20 protein-coding genes are annotated in these 24,097 nt (G+C 65.0%); 18 read left to right on the top strand and 2 right to left on the bottom strand.

Going from position 1 to position 24,097, the window contains the following annotated elements; all coding sequences use genetic code 11:
* The first annotated feature begins 70 nt into the window (after positions 1-70).
* The 13 genes from I6E04_RS05915 to I6E04_RS05855 all read left to right on the top strand — a co-directional run bounded on the left by I6E04_RS05915 (position 71) and on the right by I6E04_RS05855 (position 14,104).
* Positions 71-991 (top strand): DUF4013 domain-containing protein, encoded by a 921-nt coding sequence (locus I6E04_RS05915; RefSeq protein ID WP_235422274.1) that lies wholly within the window; start codon positions 71-73, stop codon positions 989-991.
* 475 nt (positions 992-1,466) lie between these two features.
* Positions 1,467-1,760, top strand: a complete 294-nt coding sequence (rpsF, locus tag I6E04_RS05910) for a 30S ribosomal protein S6 (protein WP_235422273.1) — start codon at positions 1,467-1,469, stop codon at positions 1,758-1,760.
* Between the two features lie 67 nt (positions 1,761-1,827).
* Positions 1,828-2,307, top strand: a complete 480-nt coding sequence (locus I6E04_RS05905; RefSeq protein ID WP_235422272.1) for a single-stranded DNA-binding protein — start codon at positions 1,828-1,830, stop codon at positions 2,305-2,307.
* 80 nt (positions 2,308-2,387) lie between these two features.
* Positions 2,388-2,654 (top strand): 30S ribosomal protein S18, encoded by a 267-nt coding sequence (gene rpsR, locus I6E04_RS05900; RefSeq protein WP_235422271.1) that lies wholly within the window; start codon positions 2,388-2,390, stop codon positions 2,652-2,654.
* A gap of 22 nt (positions 2,655-2,676) precedes the next feature.
* Complete coding sequence (locus tag I6E04_RS05895) at positions 2,677-3,663, top strand: DUF2232 domain-containing protein (protein WP_235422270.1); 987 nt, start codon at positions 2,677-2,679, stop codon at positions 3,661-3,663.
* 41 nt (positions 3,664-3,704) lie between these two features.
* On the top strand, positions 3,705-4,226 hold the full coding sequence (gene rplI / locus I6E04_RS05890) for a 50S ribosomal protein L9 (RefSeq protein WP_235422269.1): 522 nt from the start codon (positions 3,705-3,707) through the stop codon (positions 4,224-4,226).
* A 616-nt stretch (positions 4,227-4,842) separates the two neighbouring features.
* Positions 4,843-6,240, top strand: a complete 1,398-nt coding sequence (gene dnaB / locus I6E04_RS05885) for a replicative DNA helicase (protein ID WP_235422268.1) — start codon at positions 4,843-4,845, stop codon at positions 6,238-6,240.
* Positions 6,241-6,449: 209 nt separating this feature from the next.
* The gene (locus I6E04_RS05880) at positions 6,450-7,736 is read left to right on the top strand and encodes an adenylosuccinate synthase (RefSeq protein WP_235422267.1); all 1,287 of its coding nucleotides are present in this window, start codon (positions 6,450-6,452) and stop codon (positions 7,734-7,736) included.
* A 12-nt stretch (positions 7,737-7,748) separates the two neighbouring features.
* Positions 7,749-8,660 (top strand): DegV family protein, encoded by a 912-nt coding sequence (locus I6E04_RS05875; protein ID WP_235422266.1) that lies wholly within the window; start codon positions 7,749-7,751, stop codon positions 8,658-8,660.
* Positions 8,661-8,670: 10 nt separating this feature from the next.
* On the top strand, positions 8,671-9,981 hold the full coding sequence (gene purD / locus I6E04_RS05870; RefSeq protein ID WP_235422265.1) for a phosphoribosylamine--glycine ligase: 1,311 nt from the start codon (positions 8,671-8,673) through the stop codon (positions 9,979-9,981).
* Positions 9,982-10,507: 526 nt separating this feature from the next.
* On the top strand, positions 10,508-11,155 hold the full coding sequence (locus I6E04_RS05865) for an NUDIX domain-containing protein (protein WP_235422264.1): 648 nt from the start codon (positions 10,508-10,510) through the stop codon (positions 11,153-11,155).
* Positions 11,156-11,271: 116 nt separating this feature from the next.
* Positions 11,272-13,062, top strand: a complete 1,791-nt coding sequence (locus tag I6E04_RS05860) for an ABC transporter ATP-binding protein (RefSeq protein ID WP_235422396.1) — start codon at positions 11,272-11,274, stop codon at positions 13,060-13,062.
* 58 nt (positions 13,063-13,120) lie between these two features.
* A complete protein-coding gene (locus I6E04_RS05855; protein WP_235422263.1) occupies positions 13,121-14,104 on the top strand; it encodes a hypothetical protein in 984 nt (327 codons plus the stop codon).
* A gap of 137 nt (positions 14,105-14,241) precedes the next feature.
* On the opposite strand, the gene I6E04_RS05850 is transcribed toward I6E04_RS05855, so the two are convergent.
* Positions 14,242-15,135 (bottom strand): PfkB family carbohydrate kinase, encoded by an 894-nt coding sequence (locus I6E04_RS05850; RefSeq protein ID WP_235422262.1) that lies wholly within the window; start codon positions 15,133-15,135, stop codon positions 14,242-14,244.
* Between the two features lie 325 nt (positions 15,136-15,460).
* Here I6E04_RS05850 and carA point away from each other — a divergent pair, with 325 nt between their 5' ends.
* The 5 genes from carA to I6E04_RS05825 all read left to right on the top strand — a co-directional run bounded on the left by carA (position 15,461) and on the right by I6E04_RS05825 (position 23,134).
* The gene (gene carA, locus I6E04_RS05845) at positions 15,461-16,891 is read left to right on the top strand and encodes a glutamine-hydrolyzing carbamoyl-phosphate synthase small subunit (RefSeq protein WP_235422261.1); all 1,431 of its coding nucleotides are present in this window, start codon (positions 15,461-15,463) and stop codon (positions 16,889-16,891) included.
* A 125-nt stretch (positions 16,892-17,016) separates the two neighbouring features.
* Positions 17,017-20,307, top strand: coding sequence for a carbamoyl-phosphate synthase large subunit (gene carB, locus I6E04_RS05840; RefSeq protein WP_235422260.1), 3,291 nt, complete (start codon positions 17,017-17,019; stop codon positions 20,305-20,307).
* Positions 20,308-20,721: 414 nt separating this feature from the next.
* Entirely contained in the window at positions 20,722-20,919 is a 198-nt protein-coding gene (locus I6E04_RS05835; protein ID WP_235422259.1) for a hypothetical protein, read from the top strand.
* Between the two features lie 113 nt (positions 20,920-21,032).
* Complete coding sequence (purE, locus tag I6E04_RS05830; protein ID WP_235422258.1) at positions 21,033-21,506, top strand: 5-(carboxyamino)imidazole ribonucleotide mutase; 474 nt, start codon at positions 21,033-21,035, stop codon at positions 21,504-21,506.
* Between the two features lie 80 nt (positions 21,507-21,586).
* Positions 21,587-23,134 (top strand): sortase domain-containing protein, encoded by a 1,548-nt coding sequence (locus tag I6E04_RS05825; protein WP_235422257.1) that lies wholly within the window; start codon positions 21,587-21,589, stop codon positions 23,132-23,134.
* A 117-nt stretch (positions 23,135-23,251) separates the two neighbouring features.
* Here the strand turns inward: I6E04_RS05825 and I6E04_RS05820 are convergent, their stop codons facing one another.
* Positions 23,252-24,085 carry a MurR/RpiR family transcriptional regulator gene (locus tag I6E04_RS05820; RefSeq protein ID WP_235422256.1) on the bottom strand — a complete coding sequence of 278 codons (834 nt, stop codon included), beginning with the start codon at positions 24,083-24,085 and terminating at the stop codon, positions 23,252-23,254.
* Positions 24,086-24,097 lie beyond the last annotated feature (12 nt).

Here is a 24,097-nt window from a genome sequence, read left to right as displayed (position 1 = left end):
TCCGATCGGATGGATACACTTGCCTTGGGGCGCATCGTGCGCGCCGGATGTTTGCGAACGAGGAGGGTGCATGTACGCCCGACAGCTTGGTTTCGCGTCTTCGTGGAAGATGCTGACGAGAGACAAGGGATGGATCAAGCCCGTTCTCGTGCTCACCTTGGTGGGATGGATTCCCGTTCTGGGGCAGATCGCGGTGCTCGGCTACGCACTCGAATGGGCGCGGCTGACGGCGTGGGGCGTCGATGCGGCGCCCAAGCAGCGCGGCGTCGCGTACGGCAAGGTCCTCGCCACGGGTGGCATCGCGTTTTTGGTCAGCGTGACGATGGGCTTCGTGCTCATGCTTCTCGACATGCTCCTGTTCGGTGACTGGTATTCCGCCGCGTTGTTCCCGGCGGGAGTGAACCTGTTCAGCGGATCGCTGCTCGACATCATGCGCCGGATGTCCCCCCTTGTCGTGCTGGTGATGCTCGCCTTCAATCTGCTTGCGGGAACGTTTTGCGCGGCGGCGATGCTGCGGGCGACCCTCTACGACAGCTTTGCCGCGGGCTGGCGCCTGGACAGGCTTTTCCAGATGGTGGCACGCGACGCGAGCGGTTTTCTCCATCTCTACGCGATTTCGTTGATCGGCGGTGCGATCAATATCCTCTACGGTCTTTTGGTCGCCTTGGTCGCAAGCGGCATCGCGTTCGGCGGCGTCATGGGCGTGGCGGTCGAGCTCGCGGTGGGTCCCGGCAGTGGCATCGAGCGGCTGCTGTTCGGCCTTGGGCCGGGGATCGTGGTGCTGACCGTCGCGGCATTCGTATCGGTCACCTTTGCGGGGTCGGTTATCTCGACTGCGATGAACCTGGTGTGCATCAATGCGGTCGGTCAGTGGCTCTGTCGATTCGAGGTCGGGCGTTGGGGCGTTTCGTCGGCCCCGCTGCCCGATGGCGTGCCGCAGCGTGATGTGTCGGATACCTCCTCGGTGCCGCCTGTTCCGCCGGCGTGTTGATGTGGAGGAGCCTGCCGAAGGCGCAGAGCCGTTTTGTCGACATGGGCCTCGAGGCGTTTCGTTTCGAGGTCCTCGCCGTGAGTGGACGCGATTGCGCTGCGAGCGGATCGATCGCATTGGGCGACAGGTTGAAATCGTGTCGTTTTCATGCCCTTTAGGGCCGATTCCTCGTGGTTTGCGATCCGGATGAGGACGCCGACCCGCGTTTGTCGGCATTTGTGTGCAGGACGCTGAGGATGTCGTCGGAGGTTTCGCATCGCCCGTCGGCTTTGTGTCGGCACGGACGGCGAAGATAGGGGAGCGCGGCACGGCGAGCGTGCGAGGCGCTTGCCACCATGCCGAAAATATGGAGGTCATGAGGGCGTACCTGCGGCAACTTGAGAAGAGACGGCGGTTGGTCTACAGTAAACCGGTCTTTTCCTGCTCCGGGCGCACCTTCACGACCCGGAGCCTTATGTCCAGAGGAGGTGACCACATGAAGGCCTATGAACTGCTGTTCTTTGTTGACCCTGCTCTCGATCCCGAGACCCGTCTCGCTGTGATGAAGCGCATCGACACCACGATCGCCGAGGGTAACGGCAAGGTCGACAACGTTGACGAGTGGGGCAAGCGCAAGCTCGCCTACGAGATCAACAAGCTCACCGAAGGTGACTACACCCTCATCAACTTCCATGCAGATCCTACCCAGATCGCCGAGCTCGATCGCGTGCTGCGCATCACCGATGCCGTGGTTCGTCACATGATCGTCCGCCGCGACGACGTGGAGTAGGAACCGTTTGGAAATCGAGCGCCAGGGCTTTGCCCGCCCGCTCGAACAGAGAGGTAGTGAGTCATACATGAGCATCAATCGAGTCAACATCTCCGGTAATCTCACCCGTGACCCCGAGTTGCGCGCGACCGCAAGCGGCACCCAGGTGCTCAGCTTCGGCGTGGCGGTCAACGATCGCCGCCGCAACCCGCAGACCGGTGACTGGGAGGATTACCCCAACTTCGTGGACTGCACGATGTTCGGCGCCCGCGCCGAGGCCGTCTCCCGCTACCTCCAGAAGGGGTCGAAGGTCGCGATCGAGGGAAAGCTGCGCTACAGCTCGTGGGAGCGCGACGGTCAGCGTCGCAGCAAGCTCGAGGTCATCGTCGATGAGATCGAGTTCATGAGCCGTGGACAGAACCAGGGTGGCTACGGCCAGGAGAGCTCCGGCTCGTATGGCGGGTCCTCCTACGGCGGCGGCTATTCCGCGCCCGCGCCGCACCCGGCGCCTGCGCCCGCGCAGGTTCCGCCGGCGGTCGACGTCTACGATGAGGACATCCCGTTCTAAGGTTTCGAACGGGGTCACGTGGTAAGTGAGCGGCGCCGTCGCGTTTTGCGCGAACGGTGCCAAATGAAAGGTATTTTGACATGGCTAATGATTATTCAGCACGTCAGCCGCGTCGTAAGTACTGCCAGTTCTGCAAGGAGAACACCGAGTACATCGATTACAAGGATACTCAGCTTCTCCGCAAGTACATGACGGATCGCGGCAAGATCAAGCCCCGTCGTGTCACTGGCGCTTGCACGCAGCATCAGCACGACATCGCGAACGCCATCAAGCGCGCTCGCGAGATGGCGCTTCTGCCCTACACCGTTCCCGTGGTCTCTTCCCGCGGCGAGCGCAATCGCGGCTAGGCGAGGGGCAAGGGTCGAGTAGATGCAGGACGGAAGTTCGGATCCTCGGCAAGGCGCCATCGTGCCGAACGGCACGCCGATGCGTCGGGCGGTCCCGCCGCGTAACGCCCACGGTGCGTTCATGCTCGCACTCGGGTGCGTCGTGGCGATCTTCCTTCCGTATGCGGGAATCCTTCTCGCCGCGTATGGCGCGCGCGAGGTCCTGTGCGCGAAGGCGCGCCGCGGTGTCGGCCTGATCCTGTTCGAGGGTGTCGGCCTGCTCGCGGTCTCCTTCATCGCCAACGTCACGTATGCGGTGCTTTTGGCTCCCGTTATCGTGTGCAGCCTGGGCATCGCGTGGTGTATGTGGCGCGGCGCCACGGTCACGAACGTCTCCGTGGTGGTCGTGCTCACGGCGCTGACGAGTCTCGGTATCGATGCGGCGATCGCAGCGATGACCGGTCCGTCGTTACAGGACGCCATGGTGTCCTATCTCATGGCGGCTGTCGCGCAGTCCGTGGGAACGGGGATCGAGGGCGAGTTTCTCGCCAGCGGTCTCGAGCCTATCATGATGGCCCTCTGGCCGCTCGTGTATGTGGTGAGCGCGGCAAGCTACGCGCTGTTCGCCGGGCTCGGTTCCCATGTGATGCAGACGCGCTGCACGGGAGATCCCCGCAGACCGTCGTTGTCACGCTTCGATGCGCCCATGTGGAGCGTCGCCGTCCTCGCGGTTTCGATCGTGTGCGTCGGCGCGTCGTTCACGGGCTTTCCCGAGGCTCAAATCGTCCGCACCGTGAGCGTGACGGCGATCATGAGCGTCAGGATCATCTTCGCCTGCCAGGGCTTCGGGGTGCTTTCCGCCCTCATGGCACGCAGGCGCTTCGGATGCGTGACGCGTTTCATCTGCATCCTGCTCGTCTTCTGGTCCGAGATGATGTTCTTCGCTATGAGCATCGTCGGCCTGATCGACGTGTGGGCCAACTTTCGCAAGCTTGAGCGAGATGGCTCCCACGCACAGGCAAAGCAGTAATCACTGCGTCGCGCACGCGGCGCACATCGCAAGGAGATCTCATGAAAGTCGTTCTTCTTGGTGAGATCAAGGGCAAGGGTGGCGAAGGCGACGTTGTGGACGTTGCCCAGGGCTACGCCGAGAACTACCTCTTCCCTAAGAAGCTCGCCGTTGCGGCTACCAAGGGCAACCTGAAGCAGCTCGAGGAGCGCCGCAACAACATCGCCAAGCGCGAGGCCGTCCGTATCTCCGACGCCAACGCGCTCAAGGATGCCGTCGACGGCAAGACCGTCACCATCGACGCGAAGGTCGGCGACGAGGGCGTCCTGTTCGGTTCCGTTACCAGCGGCATGATCGCCGATGCGATCAAGGCCCAGCTGGATGTCGAGATCGACCGCAAGCGCGTCGAGCTCGGCAAGCCCATCAAGATGGCCGGTGTCCACCCTGTGGTCATCTCGCTGTACCGCGACATCCGCGCTGCGGTCAATGTCGCCGTGGGCGTCACCCCCGAGGAGCCCGAGGCTGAGGCCGAGGTTGCCGAGGAGGCCGCTGAGGCTGTCGAGACCGAGGCTGCCGCCGAGTAGCATTCGTCTCTCGAACCGATGTGATACGACCCGGGTGCATGTGCGCCCGGGTCGTTTTTTCTGCATGTCGGTGCCGCCGGGGCGTTGGGCGTGAAATAACATCTGACGTTTTCGCATGTTCGCCTTCGGGGGAGAGCGTATGTTCGGTTTTCCCAACGGTGGTTTACTTTTGGATAACCAGTTGAGAAATCCACAGGTACACGCTGCAAAATCCGAAAGGGCGGAAAAGTATGGGCATTCGGACTGGATAGAGAAGGCACTCCGGGTGCATACGGCGCGCCCTCGTTTTCCTGCGGAATGAATAAAGTACCCTTGCTTACCTGCGTTTTCATCAAACCTTCAAGTAAAGCTTTAATAAAAACGCCGTAAAACGCCGGTTAGTTTTGTATATTCGCAGGTACAAGGCTTGCTGTGGAAAACTCACCAAAACCGAACCCGAAAAATGTGGAAAACGTTGATAAGCGGCATCTCGGCAAGAAAGCGGCGCCGAGCTTTCCACACCCCCGTGTTGATAAAGACATACGTGCAGGTGAGGGGTAAGAAAAAACCGGCTGTGGACCCGTGATGCTTTACCATGGAGGGCGCGCAAGCAATCGACCGCTCGAAGGGAGCCAGCATGCCGTCAAGTTCGTCCGACTATTCGTGGTCGCCGTCGGGCGTGACCGACCGCGGTGCCCGCATGGGCCTGCCCAACAACACCGAAGCCGAGGCGAACGTCCTGGCCGCCATGCTGCTGTCGAGCGAGGTCGTCGAGGAGGCGCTCGTCGAGCTGTTGCCCGACGATTTCTATCGCCCCGCGCACAAGACGCTGTTCAGCGCGATGCACGAGATGTACGACCGCAACCTGCCGATCGATGCGATCTCGCTGGTCGACTACCTCAAGTCCATCGACAAGCTCGAGGCGGTGGGCGGGGAAGCCTACATCCTCGAGCTGATGGGCCAGACCTTGAGCCTGGTCAACTGGCAGCATCATGCCGGCATCGTGCGCCGCGACTCCATGCTGCGCGAGATCATCGGCGCCACCAACCAGATCAACGCGCTCGCCTACGACGCTCCCTCCGATACCAAGGAGGTCATCGAGCGCGCCGAGTCCATGCTGCTCTCGGTGACCGCGCGCGAGGTCCGCAGCTCCTACAAGTCGCTGACCGAGTTCATGATCGAGGCCTACAACGAGGCCGAGGAGGTCTGCGCGGCCGGCGGCGAGGTGCACGGCGCGCCCGTCGGTTACCCGAGCCTCGACCGCATGCTCATGGGCCTGCGCGAGGGCCAGCTCGTCATCATCGGCGCGCGCCCCGCCGTCGGTAAGACGTCGTTCGCGTTGAACCTCGCGTTGAATGCGGCGTCGGAAGGCTACACGGTCGCCTTCTTCTCGCTCGAGATGTCGGGCAAGGAGATCGCCCAGCGCTTCATCTGCGCGCACGCCCAGATCAACATGTCCAACTTCCGCACCGGCCGCATCTCGCCGCAGGAGTGGGCCAACATCAACGAGGCGACGCAGGATCTGTCGCGGCTGGACATCCTGATCGACGACACGCCGGGCACCACGGTGACCGAGATCCGTGCCAAGGCGCGCCGCATGCTCCACAACAAGGAGAAGTCGATCATCATTCTCGACTACCTGCAGCTGGTGAGCCCGCCGGCGGGCCGCCGCGCCGAGAACCGCGCCGTCGAGGTCTCCGAGATGAGCCGCGCCCTCAAGATCATGGCCAAGGAGCTGGGCGTGCCCGTCATCGCGCTGTCGCAGCTCTCGCGTGCCGTCGAGTCGCGTACCGGCAAGCGCCCGCAACTGTCCGACCTGCGCGAATCGGGCTCCATCGAGCAGGACGCAGACATCGTCATGTTCCTCGATCGCTCGAGTTCCGATCAGGAGGCCGCGCGCGACGACCGTCCGCCCGAGGGCATCACGCGCGTGATCGTCGCCAAGAACCGTTCGGGCCCGATCGGCGACGTGGACCTGGTGTTCCTGCCGGCGTCCACCAAGTTCTACGAACTCAACGAGCACGCCGAGGAATAACGGCAACCTGCGGGGCGGACTTCGGTCCGCCCTTTTGCATGCGTGCCTGCGCACGTGGGCTACGCGCCGGCGCGGCGATGCGCATGGGGAAAGCGTCGCGCCGGCCGAACGCGATGAATTGGCAGGGCACGCCGTTGCCGCCCCGCCGTATAATAGGACTGTTTGAGTGCCAAGACGATGCGCACATCGTCTGTATGTAAGGAGAAGACATGCCTTCGACAGTGTTGGTCGGAACCCAGTGGGGCGATGAGGGCAAGGGTAAGATCTGCGACCTGATCGCCGGGGATTTCGACTGCGTCGTTCGCTATCAGGGCGGCAATAACGCCGGCCACACCATCGTGGTGGGCGACCGCAAGTACGGCCTGCATCAGGTGCCCTCGGGCATCATGTACCCGGACTGCATCTCGGTGATCGGCAACGGCTGCGTCGTCAATCCCAAGGTGCTCCTCGAGGAGATCGACATGTTCGAGGCGGACGGTATCACGACCGCCAACCTCAAGGTCTCGGGCAACGCGCATGTCATCATGCCGTACCACATGGACCTCGACGGCGCCTACGAGCAGCTGCTCGGCGACCACAGCATCGGCACCACCAAGCGCGGCATCGGCCCGTGCTACCAGGATAAGATGGCGCGCATCGGCCTGCGCATGCAGGACCTGCTCGACGAGAACGTCTTCCGTGCCAAGCTCGCCCGCGCGCTCGACCGCGTGAACCCGCAGCTCGAGAAGATCTTCGGCATGCCGACCTACACCGTGGACCAGATCTGCGAGGAGTACCTGGCCTATGCCGAGCGCCTGCGTCCCTATATCTGCGAGAGCGGCCTTCTGCTGAACGGTCTGGTGGAGGAGGGCAAGTCCATCCTGTTCGAGGGCGCCCAGGCCACGTTGCTCGACATCGATCACGGCACCTACCCGTACGTGACCTCGTCCAACTGCACGGCCGGCGGCTCCGTCACGGGCTCCGGCGTGGGCATGAAGAACATCGACCGCGTGCTCGGCATCATGAAGGCCTACATCACCCGCGTGGGAGAGGGCCCCATGCCCACCGAGCTCGCCTACGAGACGCCCGAGGGCCGCACCCTCACCGAGGATGGCTACGAGTACGGCGTGACCACCGGTCGCCGCCGTCGCTGTGGCTGGTTCGACGGCGTGATCGCCACCTACGCCGCCCGCGTGAACGGCCTGACCGATATCGCCCTCACCAAGTTGGACGTGCTGTCCGCCTTCGACACCATCAAGGTATGCGTTGCCTACGAGTGCGACGGCGTGCGCTACACCACCGTGCCCGAGCACGAGAGCGCGTTTGCCGCCGCGGTGCCCGTCTACGAGGAGCTGCCCGGCTGGAAGTGCGACATCTCCGGCTGCCGCAGCTTCGAGGAGCTGCCGCAGGCGGCCCAGGACTACGTGGCCTACATCGAGAAGCTCGCCCATACGCGCGTGAGTTTCGTGTCCGTCGGTCCCGACCGCGAGCAGACCATCAATCGCTTTTGGAATTAAGGAACCCCGGCGATGCGCAAGTTTGCAATTGTCACGGACAGCGCGTCCGACATCAATCACGAGACGGCCGAGCGCCTAGGTATCCGCGTGATCCCGCTGCATATCATGGCGGATGGGCGCGACTACCGTGACGGCGTGGACATCCAGATCGGCGAGTACCTCGACCTGATGCGCGACACCAAGGAGCTGCCGCAGACCTCGCAGCCCGCTCCCGCCGACTTCATCGAGGTCTACCGCGAGTTGGTGGACGAGGGGTACAAGGACATCCTGTCCATCCACATCGCGCGCGAGCTGTCCGCGACCATCGAGACCCCGCGTTTCCTGTCGCGGCAGATGCCCTCAGGTGTGCGGCTCGAGGTGATCGACAGCTATTCGGCCACGGTGGGCGAGGGCGCCATGGTGCTCGAGGCCGCCGCCATCGCCGAGCAGGGCGGCACGATCGACGACGCGATCGAGCGCGTGCGCGCCATCCGTGACAGCGCGAAGATCTTCTTCATTCCTGACAATCTGGCGAATCTGGTCAAGGGCGGACGCGCCACGCGAGCCCAGCACCTCGCGACCTCCATCCTCAACGTGAAGGTCGTGATCGAGGTGGGCGAGCAGGGCCGTATCGAGGTCGCCCATAAGGCCAAGGGCATGCGCAACGCCGTCGCCTTCATGGCCCGTAAGGTGGCCCGCCGCTCCCAGGAGCTCGGACCGCTCGTCTACTACAAGCTGCACACCCGTTCGCCGAAGGCGATCGCCATGTTGGAAAAGCCGCTCGAGACCAACGAGCTCGAGGGTGTCTGCGGCGGTATCGCCACGATCGGTCCGTGCATCGCCACGCACGTGGGGGAGGGGGCCGTGGGCCTGCTGAGCTATCCCGCCGCGCTCCACAGCCCGCTTCTGGACGATTCGGATATGTTCCTCGAGGCTGCGTTCTAAAGGAGGACCCATGGCCGCTACCAACGACGTTTCCACCCTCGATATCCTGCTGCTCGGCAGCGGTGGCCGCGAGCACGCGCTCGCCTGCAAGCTCGCCGCGTCGCCGCGCTGCGGCAAGCTCTATATCGCCCCGGGCAACGGCGGCACGGTCGCCGTGGGCGAGAACGTCTCGCTCGATGCCGAGGACCCCGCTGCCGTCGCCGATTTCGCCTGCGAGACGGGCTGCGGCCTGGTCGTGATCGGCCCCGAGGCCCCGCTCGTGGTCGGTGTCGCCGACGCCGTGCGCGAGGCGGGTATCCCCTGCTTCGGGCCGGGGGCAGCCGGTGCCCAGATGGAGGGCTCCAAGCTCTTCTCCAAGCAGGTCATGGGTCGTGCCGGCGTGCCGACGGCGGCTTACGGTTCCTTTACCGACGAGGAGTCGGCGCTCGCCTACGTGCGCGAGCAGGGCGCTCCGCTCGTGGTGAAGGCCGACGGCCTGGCTGCCGGCAAGGGCGTGATCGTGGCGACCGAGCTCGCGCAGGCCGAGGAGGCCGTGCACGAGTGCTTTAGCGGCACGTTCGGCGATGCCGGCTCCACGGTGGTCATCGAGGAGATGCTGACCGGTCCGGAGTGCTCGCTGCTGGCGTTCACCGACGGACGCTGTGTCCGTCCGATGGATACCTCGCAGGACCACAAGCGCGCACTCGAGGGCGATTTGGGCCCCAACACCGGTGGCATGGGCGTCTACAGCCCCGTGCCCATCGTGACCGACGAGGAGCACGCCGAGATGGTGCGCATCATGGAGGCCACCGTGGCCGAGCTCGCGGCCGAGGGTATCGATTACCGCGGCTGCCTGTACGGTGGTTTCATGCTCACGCCCGCCGGCCCCAAGGTGCTCGAGTTCAACGCCCGCTTCGGCGATCCCGAGACGCAGGTCATCCTGCCGCGTCTGGAAAACGATCTCGTGGAGGTCATGCTCGCCTGCGCCGAGCAGCGCCTAGACGATGTCGAGCTCTCCTGGCGCCCCGAGTATGCCGTGAGCGTGGTGCTCACGAGCGCCGGATACCCGGGGAGCTATGAGAAGGGCAAGGTTATCACCGGCATCGAGGATGCCGAGGCCATGGATGACCTGACGGTGTACCACGCCGGCACGCGCATGGACGATGAGGGCCGCGTGCTCACCAACGGCGGCCGCGTGCTCAACGTGACGGCGCTCGCGCCGACGTTCGAGGCCGCGCGCGATCTGGCGTACGAGGCGTGCGAGAAGATCGACTTCGAGGGCAAGACGCTGCGCCATGACATCGGCCTGCGCGCGTTGCGCGGTCGCGAGGCGTGGGACTAGCGGCGCGTTGCCATTGTCCGGATAAGAACCGAGCTGGGAAAGCGGTGCGTCGGGTTTTCGGCGCACCGCTTCTTGTGCGGGATGCGAGCTTGCGCGCCGCGCCGGCGCGGCGGTATCCGTCCGCTTCGGTGTGTGAAGGCGGTTTGGGAGGGGTCTGGACCCCCGATAAGGTTTACGGTTCGGTTTTATAGGCACATCGATAGTATCAACACTTGTATGCACAAGCTGTACCAGCGAGTTTGTCGATTTGAGGACGATGTCCACTCGGCAGGATGCCTCAAAACCGAACCGTAAACGAAGTTATCGCTCCCCCAGCGCGGCCTGGTCCCGTTTTGGGCTCACGAGGGCCGAAAACGGGCGGGAGCGGAGCCGAAAGACCGCATGGAGATCGGGTAGCGCCCGCGTCGGCATGGGAATACCGTGCCGCCTGTGGGGACGCTGGAAGCGCGTCCCCATTCGTGCCACAATAGCAGCGTTTGACACCGTGTATGAGGGTAAGCCGAGCGGGCGAAAGGTGTGATGGGATATGGAGAACACGGATACCGAGAATCTCGAGGTGCCCGAACAGGCCGAGATCGACGAGCAGGAGGAGTACGTTCCCGCGCTCGTGCTCGGCGACGACGATGAGCGCGACCCTGGCCTCCACGAGCGCATCCTGTCCGAGGACCGAGCCTGGAGCGGCAAGATCTTCAACGTCGATACGCTGCAGGTCGAGCTGCCCAACGGCCATACCTCCCGCCGCGACATCGTGCGCCACCACGGCGCCGCCGCCATCGTGGCCCTGACCGAGAGCGGCAAGATCGCGCTCGTGCGCCAGTACCGCACCGCGCTCGACCGCGTGACGGTCGAGCTTCCCGCCGGCAAGCTCGATCCGGGCGAGGATCCGGAGGAGTGCGCCCGTCGCGAGCTGCACGAGGAGACCGGTTTCATCGCGCACCGCATGCGCTACCTCACGACCATCGCCAGCTCGGCGGGCTTCTGCGACGAGCTCATCCACATCTACATGGCCACGCAGCTCGAATTCGACCAGGCCTGCCCCGATGAGGACGAGTTCTTAAACGTCGACCTCGTGCCGCTGTCCGAGCTCATCGATGCCGTGCTCGACGGCAAGATCCAGGATGCCAAGACCGTCGTGGGCGCGCTCGCCTGCGACGCGATCGCGCATCGTCTCTAGGATCGTCAGGATGCGCAGGGGCGCGGCATGCCTCTGCGCATCTTCATCTTTCTCGGTCCTGTTCGTCTCGTCACGTCGGTAATAAGGAGAGATCGTTGTCCAAGCAGCAGTCCGGCATGTTCCGTCGGTTCATCGCCTATTACGGCCCGCAAAAGCATCTGTTCATCGCGGATACGGTATGCGCGTTGGTGCTTGCCGGTATCGATTTGGCATTTCCCATCGTGCTGCGCAACCTGACCGGCGGGCTGTTCATGGACGGCCCGCAGGCGATCATGGGGTCGCTTGCCTATATCGCCGCCGGTCTGATCGTCATGTACCTCGTCCGTACGGGGTGCCGTTATTTCGTGTCGGCACAGGGCCATATCATGGGCGCGCGCATGGAATCCAAGATGCGCGAGGACCTGTTCGACCAGTATGAGCGCTTCTGCTTCTCGTACTTCGACCGCGTGAACTCCGGCGATATGATGAGCCGCGTGGTCAACGACCTGTTCGATATCTGCGAGGGCGCCCACCATCTGCCCGAATGGATCATCATCTGCACCATCGAGATCGTCGGCGCGTTCGTCATCCTGTTCACCATCGCGCCGGCGCTGGCCGCCATCATGGCGCTGATCACGGCCGTGTTCATCGCGATCATGGTGCGCCAGAACCTCACCATGCGCGCGGTGTTCGCCGACAACCGCAAGAAGATCGCCGGCGTCAACTCCCAGCTTCAGGATTCGCTTGCCGGCATCCGCGTCGTCAAATCCTTCGCCAACGAGGCCACCGAGCGCGGCAAGTTCCGCCGCTCCAATGCCGCCTATCTCGATTCCAAGGTCAACCAGTACCATGCCATGGGCGCCTACCAGGCGACGAGCGCGCTTATGACCGGCACGCTCTACACCACCATCATCGTCGCCGGCGGTTTGCTGATCGCCGCCGGCCAGATGACGGCCGTCGATCTGGCGACGTTCGCTCTGTACATCTCGCTGTTCGCCACGCCGATCGAGACGCTCGTCAACTCCACCGAGACGTTCCAAAAGGCCATCGCGGGCTTCAAACGCATGGACGAGGTGCTCGCCACGATGCCCGATGTCCAGGACGCCCCCGACGCCCGCCCGCTCGAGGTCGGTCCCGGCGCCATCGAGTATCGCGACGTCTGCTTCTCGTACAAGGATGTCGAGCTTTCCGAGGGCGGAGATGCCCGTCCGGTGATCGACCACCTGAACCTGTCGATCCGTCCCGGCGAGACCATCGCGCTCGTCGGCCCCTCGGGTGGCGGCAAATCGACCACGTGCTCCCTGCTGCCGCGCTTCTACGATATCGACGCCGGCTCCATCACGATCGACGGGCAGGACGTCCGCGAAGTCACGCAGGAGTCCCTGCGTCGCGCCATCGGGTTGGTCCAGCAGGACGTGTACCTGTTCGACGGCACGATCGGCGAGAATATCGCCTACGGCCGTCCCGACGCCTCGGCGGCCGAGATCGAGCAGGCGGCGCGTCGCGCGAACATCCACGATTTCATCGCGAGTCTGCCGGACGGCTACGACACGGTGGTCGGCGAGCGGGGCAGCCGCCTGTCCGGCGGTCAGAAGCAGCGCGTCGCCATTGCACGCGTGTTCCTCAAGGACCCGGCGATCCTCATCCTGGACGAGGCCACGAGCGCGCTCGACAACGAGAGCGAGGAGGCCGTGCAGGAGTCGCTCGAGCGCTTGGCGCAGGACCGCACGACGATCATCATCGCGCATCGCCTGTCCACGATCAAAAACGCCGACGAGATCGCGACTGTGGAACGTGGGCAGGTCGTGGAACGTGGCACGCATGAGGAGCTTCTCGCGCGGGGAGGCACGTACGCCCGTTACTATCGAATGCAGTTCGAGGGCGTTCGCGCCGCCGATGCGGCGCTGGCCGGCGAGATGCCGGCGTAGGGAGCGCACCGCCGTTCCGTATGCGCAGGCGATGATGTAGGGTGACGAAGGCGAGACGATGGCAAAGCGACCTCCTCTGACAGCCGAAGAAGCGACGGAGCTGTTCTCCGAGCTGGACGACTCCGGTGTCGTCGACCCCATGCGGGCTCGCGATGCCAGCCGTCGCCGCGAGGTCCGCGCGAAGGCCCGCCGCGAAGGCGGTGCCGCCGCGGTCAACAAGCTCGAGGCCGACCATCGCAGCCGCCGTCGCGCAAGTCAGGCGAAGGTCGACCCGTTGTCCGCAGACGACCCGTCGGGTTCGAAGGCGGGCGAGGCCATCTCGCGCATGGCGCTGCTATGCATCGTGGGCGTGCTCGTGCTCGTGGTGGGCATGCAGGTCGCCTATGGCGTCAGCCGGCGTCTGAACACCGCCAACCTGTCGGAGCGCACGACGGTGGAGACCGTGACCCATGCCATGGAGAGCGGCGTCGAATGGGGCAACGGCTTCACGCAGTTCCCGAGCGAGTTCACGGTCGACGAGGCCGATGAGCGCACGGGCGTGGTCGAGGTGTCGGTGGTCGACTCGACGTCGAAAAACGAGCTCGAGCTTTTGTCCAACTCGCAGATCGCCGCATCCGCCCTGTCGACGAATGCGCTGTTGAACGACAAGATCAACCGCGTCGAGTACAACGTGTTCGTCCGGGTGGACGACGACGGCAACTTCGTGCACGATAGCTTTTTCGGATTCGTGAAGGGGCAGGGGTCCCTGCGTGCGATGCTGACCTTCATCTGGACCAAGGACGTGTCGGATACGTCGAGCACGATCGACTGGGAGCTTCGCATCGTCGGCATGGACGACGAGACCGCCGAGAAGATCCAGGAGCAGGTCAACTCCGTCTCGTCGCTGACCGAATCCTCCGAGATCACGCAGGATGACGTCGACGATATGCACATCGAGCAGCAGCTCGAGCGCGACCTGCACGGCTCCGAGACGTTTACGGGTGACGGGAGCGGCGCTGCGTCCGAATCCAGCAGCGAGGAAGCCGGCAACGAGGCGAATTGACGCCCGCCTGGGCCGCCGCGGGCGCTATTCGGCCAGTTGCGCCGTTTCGATACGTGAGGTGCATATAGAGACGAAAAGGACGGCGGAACCCGTGTCGGGCTCCGCCGTCCTCGCGTTGCGGCACAGAGGGATTCGCGTTATTTGAGCAGGTCGGCCACGCGTCCGAGCATCGTCTCGAACGAGACGCCGCGCTCGCGGAACTGCGGCTGCTCGGCCGAGACGAGCATGGCGTCGTGCACGAAATCGCAGGCGAAGCGCACCGACTCCTCGAGCGTCCGGCCCGCCATGACGGCGGCGAGCAGGCAGGAGCAGTACAGGTCGCCGGTGCCGTGCAGCATATAGGGCAGCAGCTCGTTGTCGACCTCGAAGAACGCGCCGCCCTCGGTTCCCACGAAATTGCGGATGCGGCCATCGCCGCGCTGGATTCCCTTGAGGACGGCCGTCTTGGTGCCCTTGGCAAGCAGGGCATCGACCATGCGGCGTGCCTCGTCATCGGCGATGTCCTCGCCGGCCCATGCGTCGCCGATGGGCTCGCCCAGGATGATCGCGGCTTCGGTGAGGTTGGGCGTGAGGATGTCCGCGCCCTCGGCGAGCTCCGCCATCGCGGCGCACAGCTCGGGCGTGTACGTGGGGTAGACCTTGCCGTGGTCGGCCATCACGGGGTCGACGACGCGCAGGGCGTCGGGATACATGGCGTACAGGTCGCGGATGCGGTCGACCTGCTCGGGGGCACCGAGGAAGCCGGAGTAGACGGCATCGATCCCGACGCCGATGTTCTTCCAGGCGGCAAGGTAATCGGGCAGCATATCGGTGGTGTCATGCATATACCAGCCGGGGAATGCCGTGTGCGAGGAGAACAGCGACGTGGGGACGGGGCATACGTCGCAGCCGGCTGCCGAGAGCACGGGGATGGCGACGCCGAGCGAGCACTTTCCGTAACCGCACATGTCGTGCACGGCGGCGATACGGGGGATGTAGGCCCCCTCGCGCTGGTAAAGGGCTTGATCTGGGCTGGTGATGACGTTGGACATAGGTGTTCCTTCTTTCTTCCGCGGACTTATGGACCAGCGTACGAAAAACCACCATAGCGCTTGGGCGGCGCGGTGGCGGCGGGAATCACCATGTTCACATTTGGGGTGGGAGGCACGGTCGGAGTGCAGAGCGGCGAGCCGCATGTGGGGTGCCGTCGGGCGACGTCTTCACGAAATGGTGGTAATTGCTGAATAAAACGCCCCGATGTTTTCCGCCATATGAATAATTGCGATTCCGTGTCTCTTTAGTACGGAAAAGCGCCTACAATACGTCCAAACTATTCCGACCTTTAAGCCGGTACCGAGAGACCGAAAAGGAGAGAGCATGGAGCCTGATATGGCACGCGGCGCGCTCGAGGGCATCGACGCGCGCAAGGCTGCACCGAGCGAGTTGGCGCAGCGCATCATCCGAACGACAAGCAAGGGTTACCGCGGGTCCGCCATCCTCATGCTGGAGGACGGCACGGTCATGTACGGCCGTTCCTGCGGCGCTTCCGGAACCGCCACGGGGGAGGTGTGCTTCAACACCTCGCTCGAGGGCTACTTCGAGGTGCTCACCGATCCGAGCTACGCGGGCCAGATCGTGACCATGACCTACCCGCAGATCGGCAACTACGGCATCGACCCCGCCGACGTCCAGAGCGCCTATCCGGGGGATGGCGACCGCGGCGCCGACACGCCCGCTCTGCGCGGTATGGTGGTCCACGATATGTGCTCGACCCCGTCGAACTGGCGCAGCGTCATCAGCATGCCGGATTACCTCGCACGCGAGGGGATCGTCGCCATCGAGGGCGTCGACACCCGCGCGCTCGTGCGGCACCTGCGCGACCACGGTGCGCAGAAGGGCATCATCTCGACCGAGGTGTTCAACCTGGCCGAGCTCTCGCGCATGCTCGATGAGGCGCCGAGCCTGGTGGGCCAGAACCTCGTGCAGACCGTGAGCTGCGCGGATGTTCATCGATACGGGGCGGCGGACCTGCCGGAGCGCCATGCCTTCGCCTCGTCGGCGGCGGCTGCCGACGCGCGCTTCCGCGTGACGGTCTACGACTGCGGCATCAAGCGCGGTATCCTCGAGGGGCTCGTGCGCGCCGGCTGCGAGCTGACCGTCGTACCGTGGGACACCCCCGCCGAGGACGTGCTCGCACAGCATCCCGACGGCGTGTTCCTCTCAAACGGCCCGGGCGATCCCGACGCGGTCGACAAGACCTACACCCAGGTGCAAAAGCTCATCGGACAGGTTCCGCTGTTCGGCATCTGCCTGGGACATCAGATGATCAGCCTCGCCTGCGGCGCCGAGATGGAAAAGCTCAAGTTCGGCCATCGCGGCGGCAACCAGCCCGTCATGAACCTGCTGTCCCGTCGCGTGGAGATCACCGCGCAAAACCACGGGTTCGGCTTGGTCTTCCCGACGCTCGGCGCGCTCATCCCCGAGCTTTCCGGCAGTATCGCCGAGCATCCCGCCGACGGCGACCTGCGCTTCTGGGTGGAGCGCGGCATCGCGCCCGTGGTGCAAAACGAGCGCTTCGGCCGCATCCGACTCACGCACGTGAACCTCAACGACGGCACCGCGGAGGGCATCCAGCTGCTCGATCATCCCGCGTTCTCCGTGCAATACCACCCCGAGGCCGCGCCCGGCCCCACCGATGCGCACTACCTGTTCACGGCCTTCGCACGCCTCATGGCGGGTGAGCCCGATTACCTGAACATCGATATCGCGCGCGACCGCCTGGCCGGCTGGGTCTTCGCCAGCGAATAGGCGGACGGTCAAATGGGGACGTGTTCGCTTCATCCCCTTTTGCCCATCCCATAGGGAAATGGGTTGAGGCGAACACGCCCCCTGCCGTCCACCCCTCATCTATTCCAACGTGAAGGAGCAAACAGATGCCCAAACGTGAAGATATCAAGAGAATCCTCGTCATCGGGTCCGGACCGATCGTGATCGGTCAGGCCTGCGAGTTCGACTATTCGGGTGCCCAGGCCTGCAAGGTGCTCAAGGAGGAGGGCTACGAGGTCATCCTCGTCAACTCCAACCCCGCGACCATCATGACCGACCCGGGGCTCGCCGACCGCACCTACGTGGAGCCCATCACCGCGGAGTTCGTGGAGAAGGTCATCGCGCGCGAGCATCCCGACGCGCTGCTGCCCACCCTCGGCGGCCAGACCGGCCTGAACGCCGCCGTCGAGCTCGCCAAGAACGGCACGCTCGACCGCTACGGCGTCGAGATGATCGGCTGCGATCTGACGGCCATCGAGCGCGGCGAGGACCGCAAGCTGTTCAACGAGGCCATGGACGAGATCGGTCTCGAGGTGGCCCGTTCCGGCTATGCCTATTCGGTCCAAGACGCCCTCGACATCGTCGCCCGCGTGGGGTACCCCTGCGTGCTGCGTCCGAGCTTCACCCTCGGCGGCGCCGGCGGCGGCATCGCGCACGACGAGGCCGAGCTCGTCGAGATCGTCCGCCAGGGCCTCGAGTTGTCGCCCGCCGGCGAGGTGCTCGTGGAGGAGTCCATCGAGGGCTGGAAGGAATACGAGATGGAGGTCATGCGCGACCGTGCCGGCAACGGCATCATCGTGTGCTCCATCGAGAACCTCGACCCCATGGGCGTGCACACCGGCGACTCCATCACCGTCGCCCCCGCGCAGACGCTCTCCGACCTCGAGTACCAGCGCATGCGCACCGCATCGCTCGCGATCCTGGAGAAGGTCGGCGTCGAGACGGGCGGCTCCAACGTGCAGTTCGCGGTGAACCCGGACAACGGCCGCCTGATCGTCATCGAGATGAACCCGCGTGTCTCCCGTTCCTCGGCGCTCGCCTCCAAGGCGACGGGCTTCCCGATCGCCAAAGCGGCCGCGCGTCTGGCGGTGGGCTACACGCTCGACGAGATCGTCAACGACATCACCCGCGCCACGCCGGCGTGCTTCGAGCCGTCGATCGACTACTGCGTGGTCAAGGTCCCGCGCTTCGCGTTCGAGAAGTTCAAGGGCACCGATACGACCCTGTCCACCCGCATGAAGGCCGTGGGCGAGATCATGGCCATCGGTCGCACGTTCGAGGAGGCGTTCGGCAAGGCCATGCGCTCGCTCGAGGACGGGCGCGAGGGCCTCTTCGCCGCCAAGGACGGCTTGGGCGCCGTGCCCGACGACGAACTCGCCGACGAGGCTGCGACGCCGACCGAGGGACGCATCCATGCCGTCGTCGAGGCCCTGCGCCGCGGCTGGACGGTCGAGCGCCTGCACGAGCTTACCGGCATCGACCCGTGGTTCTTGGCGCGCTTGGCGGATATGGTGGCCGTGCGCGAGGCCGTCCGCGGCCTGCGCGTGGAGGATATCGACGCCGACGCCATGCGCCTGCTCAAGCAGTACGGCGCGAGCGATGCCGAGATCGCGCTGCTCACCGGCTCCGACGAGCGGTTCGTGCGCGCGTATCGCAAGGGCCTGGGCGTCGTGCCGTCCATGAAGACGGTCGACACCTGTGCCGCCGAGTTCGCGAGCGCCACGGAGTACCACTACAAGACCTACGAGGCGCCTATGCGCGCCGGCGTGGACGCCCGCCGTGCGTGTGCGCCCGACGAGGTGACGCCCGCCACGCGCCCCAAGGCCATGATCTTGGGAGCCGGCCCCAACCGCATCGGCCAGGGCATCGAGTTCGACTACTGCTGCGTGCACGCGAGCTACGCGCTCGCCGGCCGCGGTTTCGAGACCATCATGGTCAACTGCAACCCCGAGACGGTGTCGACCGACTACGACACGTCCGATCGCCTGTACTTCGAGCCGTTGACCTACGAGGACGTCATGGACATCGTGGACGTCGAGCGACCCGACGGCGTGGTGGTGACGCTCGGCGGACAGACCCCGCTCAAGCTCGCCCGCATGCTCGCCGACTCGGGCGTGCACGTGATGGGCACGCAGCCCGAGGCCATCGACTGGGCCGAGGACCGCGAGCGCTTCAGCGCGCTGCTCGACCGCCTGGGCATCATGTACCCGCCGGCGGGCATGGCCACGAGCTTCGAGGAGGCCGAGCAGGTCGCGGCCCGTATCGGGTACCCGCTGCTCGTGCGCCCCTCCTACGTCTTGGGCGGTCGCGGCATGATGATCGCCTACGATGCGGAGCATCTGCGCGAGTACATGGCCGAGGCGACGCGCATCAGCCCCGACTACCCGGTTTACCTCGACCGGTTCCTGGAGGGCGCGATCGAGTCCGACGTCGACGCCCTGTGCGACGGCGAGGAGGTCTACATCGGTGGCATCCTCGAGCACATCGAGGAGGCGGGCATCCATTCCGGCGACTCGGCGACCTGCATCCCGCCCTTCTCGTTCTCGGAGAGCCTGGTCGAGAAACTGCGCGACACCACGCGCCGCATCGCGCTCGCGCTCGGCGTGCAGGGCCTGGTGAACGTCCAATACGCCATTCGCGGCGAGACCGTCTACGTTATCGAGGCGAACCCGCGCGCGAGCCGCACCGTGCCGTTCATCTCCAAGGCCACGGGCGTGCCGCTCGCCAAGGCCGCCGCCTGCATCATGGCGGGCGAGAAGATCGCCGATCTGGGGCTGCCCGCCGATGACCGGCATCTCGACTGGTTCTGCATGAAGGAAGCCGTCATGCCGTGGGGCCGCTTCCCCGGCGCCGACGTGGTGCTCGGGCCCGAGATGAAATCGACCGGCGAGGTCATGGGCATCGCCAAGAGCTATCCGGAGGCCTACGCCAAGTCGCAGCTCGCCATCAGCTACGAGTTGCCCCGCCCCGGCAGCGGCAAGGTGTTCATCTCGGTGAACGATCGCGACAAGCGCCATATCCTGTCACTCGCGCGTATCCTGCGCTACCTCGGCTTCGAGATCTGCTCGACCGAGGGCACGGCGCGCGTTCTGGCGGGCGGCAACGTGAAGTGCGAGGTCGTGGAGAAGATCAGCGGTCCGCATCCCAACGTGGGCGATATGATCGCCGCGGGCGAGATCGCCTTCATCATCAACACGCCCTACGGTCCCGGGTCGCGCGGCGACGGCTATATCGTGCGCACCGAGGCGGTGCGTCGCGGCGTGACGTGTCTCACCGCCCTGTCGGCGGCCAACGCCTTCGTGGCTGCCGTCGAGGCGGTCGAACAGGCGAACGCCGCCGGCGAGGGCTCCGGCATGGAGGTCATCGCGCTGCAGGATCTGCCGCAGTACGAGATCTAACTCGGGTGACAACCGACGATATGCGGCGCGCTGCGGAAGTATTTCCGCAGCGCGCCGCTTTTTGCCGTCGTGCCGGCGGCGTGTTCCTGTCGAAAAGCGACTGCGGGAAAAGAAAACCCGTTTACGGTTCGGTTTTGACGGCGCCCCTCGAGTAGTCCGAAAAACGGCGCTGTCCTGACCTGCGGGTTTTCCGGCGCGAAGGGCCTCGCTACTCGGGGTACCCCTGCAAAACCGAACCGTAAACGGGGACAACGATTTCCAGCCCGCTTCGTGCCGGTGTTTCATGGTCGCTCGGCCCGGAAATGAGGCCGCATCGACGTGAAAAAACGCCGGGTATCGTTTCGCGCCGCCGAGGGGCGTGTTCCGGGTCGTGTCCGGGTACACTCTTCGTGTATGCAGATGAAAGGGGTTTCCATGCATCAGGCGCTATGTGCGATTCTGGCGGTCCAGCAGCAAACCGGCTCGTCCAATCCGCTTATCTACCTGCTTGTCGTGGCGCTCGCGGCGTTTTTCGGCGCGGGATTCTATGCAGTTCGATCGCGTCGGGGGCAGGACGGCTCCGCCAAGCGGTCGAGCGCGGTGCGCGGCAAGCGCCCGCATAAGAAGAAATAGCCGATATCCCGCGCATACAGGGCCGCGCCACGCGGGCGCGGCTATACTGGGATGGTTCGTAGTCAAGGGACGGGCGCCGTCGTCCGCCGCCGCTCTCAACATGGAGGTACATCATGGCAGACACCGCCGACAAGACCCCGCTCGTGGGCATCATCATGGGTTCCAAGTCCGACCTTCCCACCATGGAGGGCTGCACGGCCGAGCTTGAGCGCCTGGGCGTTCCCTATGAGCTGGTCATCGCCAGCGCGCATCGCACGCCCGACAAGGTGCACGAGTGGGCGGGTTCCGCCGCCGAGCGCGGCATCAAGGTGATCATCGCCGCTGCCGGCAAGGCTGCGCACCTGGGCGGCGTCGTCGCTGCGTTCACGCCGCTGCCGGTCATCGGCGTCCCCATGAAGACGAGCGATTTGGGCGGTCTTGATTCCCTGCTGTCCATGGTGCAGATGCCCTCCGGCGTGCCGGTGGCCTGCGTGGCCATCAACGGTGCCAAGAACGCGGCGATCTACGCCACGCAGATCTTGGGCGCCACCCTGCCCGAGTACCGCGCGGTGGTCGAGGATCTCAAGCGCGAGATGGCGGAGGCGTAACAAAGGCGTCGGCGCGTCGTCGGTTCGATACGGAAAAAGGCACTTGGTACACGACTGCGAATCTGACGGAGGATCGGGATATGTTGGATGACAAGATAGGCCGTGCGTCCTCGGGCGATACGGGCGCTTCCGAGACGGCGCGTGCCGCTTCGGCGCTTCCCACTCGGAAGGTCCGCGCCGGCACGCATTTCGCCGCTTCCGCTGTTCCCTCCGGTCATGGGGATGACGGGGAGGCTGCCCGTCCTGCCGGCCGTCGGTTCGCCGCGCCCGCCCGTACGGATGCCGCCCCGTCGAATGGGCGCCCCCAAGGGGCCCGTTTTTCCCGCCCCGCCGAAACGTCCCAGCCCGGTGAGGCTCCCCGTCCCGCCGGCAAGCGCTTCGCCTCCCGTGCCCAGCAGCCGCCCTCGCCGTCTCGACAGGTGCCTGCTCAGAGTGCGGCGTCGCCCACGACGACCGACCAGTGGATCGCCATCGCATCGTCCTCCAAACGCGCGTCGACCCCTGCAGCTGCTCCTGCCGCCCGTTCACACGTTCGGACTCCACAGCCCGATGCCCCCACGGCCGATGTCCCGCGCGCCTCCCGGCCGGCGCCCGTCGTCCCGGCCGTCCATACCGCCGGCCGTCCTTCGACGGCCGATGCTCCGCATGCGCACGCAGGGCAGGTTCCGCCGCGCGCCGGTCGCGACGAGGCGGACGAGGACGGCGCATCCGTCACCGCGTCCATGCCGGCGCTCGCCCCCGAGGCGCGCATGTCCCCGATTCCCGTCGAGCCCATACGCGCCCAGCAGGCCCCGCGTCCGATCTCCGGTGGCGGAGAGCCTCCCCGGGGCGGACGCGGGCATCGGGATAAGGCCGCCGGGAGTGGATCGGGACGCGGCTCCAAGCTCTCACTCGTGCTTATCGTCCTCGGCGTCATCCTGCTCGTCGTCGCTGCGGGCATCTTCATCTCCGCGCAGATCGGCTACCGTCAGGCGCAGGAGTCCTACGCCGAGCTCCAGCGATATGCCGTCTCGTCCGACGAGGGCGATGGCGTACCCGACGTCGATTTCGACGCGCTCGCCGAGATCAATCCGGATGTCGTCGGGTGGATCTATATCCCCGGGACCGTGGTCAACTACCCGGTCGTCCAGACGGATGACAACACGACGTATCTCACCACGCTGTTCGACCTGTCGGGCAACGGATCGGGTGCCATTTTCATGGATATGGACGACACGGCGCCCGGCATGATCGACCAGCAGACCACGCTGTACGGGCACCATATGTACGACGGCTCCATGCTCAAGGTCATCGACAACACCACGAACCAGGCCGACTTCGACAAGATCGAGACGGTCTACTACATCACCCGCGACGCCACCTATACCCTGACGCCGATGTTCACCGCGCAGGTCGAGGACACCTACGTCGACGCCCGCAAACCCAATTTCACCGGCGAGGGCGAGTCGCTCCAAGCCTATCTCGAGGACATCTATGCTTACGCCAAGGCGCAGGCTCCCGACGCGCAGGAGCGCATCGCCACCACCGATAAGGTCATGAGTCTGGTCACCTGCGCCGGCGAGATCATCCCGCGCACCACGCGCGCCGTCATGGTGCTGTCCGCGGATGCCGAGGTCGCGCGGCAGTAAGATTCTTGCGTTTGCCGGGGTGGTGCGGCAGAAAAAGCGCCACCCCGGCTCGACGGCGCGGCGGTGCGCCATCGCCCTTGCTCGACAACCCGACCCATCGAGCGCTCGGGTGGGATGTCATCGCGGCAATGTGCTCTCGTAGCGTCGTTTGAGCGCGCGCAATCGTTCGAGTTCGTCGGTCGCCGCGCCGTCAAGATGGGCTGCAACGGCGACCACAAGCGCGTCGACCAGTGCGATGGCGCTGGTCATCGAATGATATTCGCGCGGCTCGCCTCGGTATGCGACGAGCTCGATGTCGGCGTGGGCATCGGCCTCGCGCAGCGCCCTGCTGGTGAAGAGCACCGAGGTCGCGCCGACGGTACGCGCATGTTCGATGGCGATGCGGCTCTCGGCGGGGAGCCGCGAGAACCCAAAGGTCACCAAGGTGCTCTCCCGGTGCGTATGCACGAGTCCCTCGAACAGCTCAGATCCTCCTGCCGGCAACATCTCGACGTGCTTTCCGAAGCGCGACAGGCGAAAGCGCAGCAACTCGGCGCAGGCGACGGCGGCGCCCTTGCCGTGGATGAGCACGAGTTCCGCATCTGCCAGCGCGCGTGCGGCACGCCTGAATGCGCCGGCGTCGAGGCGCTGTGCCGTGATGTCGAGATACCCCTGCTGTCCCTTCAGGAAAGCCGCGGCGGATGATGATGTGCCGCCCTCGATGCTTGCTGCGATCTTCTCCGCCGGCCCCAGCGTGCTCGACGCGACGGCGCTCTTGAGCTCCTTAAAATCGCGAAAGCCGGCGTGTCGCGCAAAGCGGGAGACCGTGGCTTCAGATACGCCCAGGCGTGCGGCAAGCTGCTGGATGGACATGACCAGAAACTCGGTCGGGTTGGACGAGATGAAGTCGATGATGGCATGCTCCGCCTGCGTATATGCAATTCCTTGCTTGAACAGCGAAATCGGTGACATACGAGTCCTTTC

It is taken from the genome of Collinsella tanakaei, assembly GCF_021531055.1.
GTDB classification, from domain to species: domain Bacteria; phylum Actinomycetota; class Coriobacteriia; order Coriobacteriales; family Coriobacteriaceae; genus Collinsella; species Collinsella tanakaei_B.
Note: the sequence above shows the minus strand (reverse complement) of the source record. Positions and strands in the feature narration are given on the sequence as shown.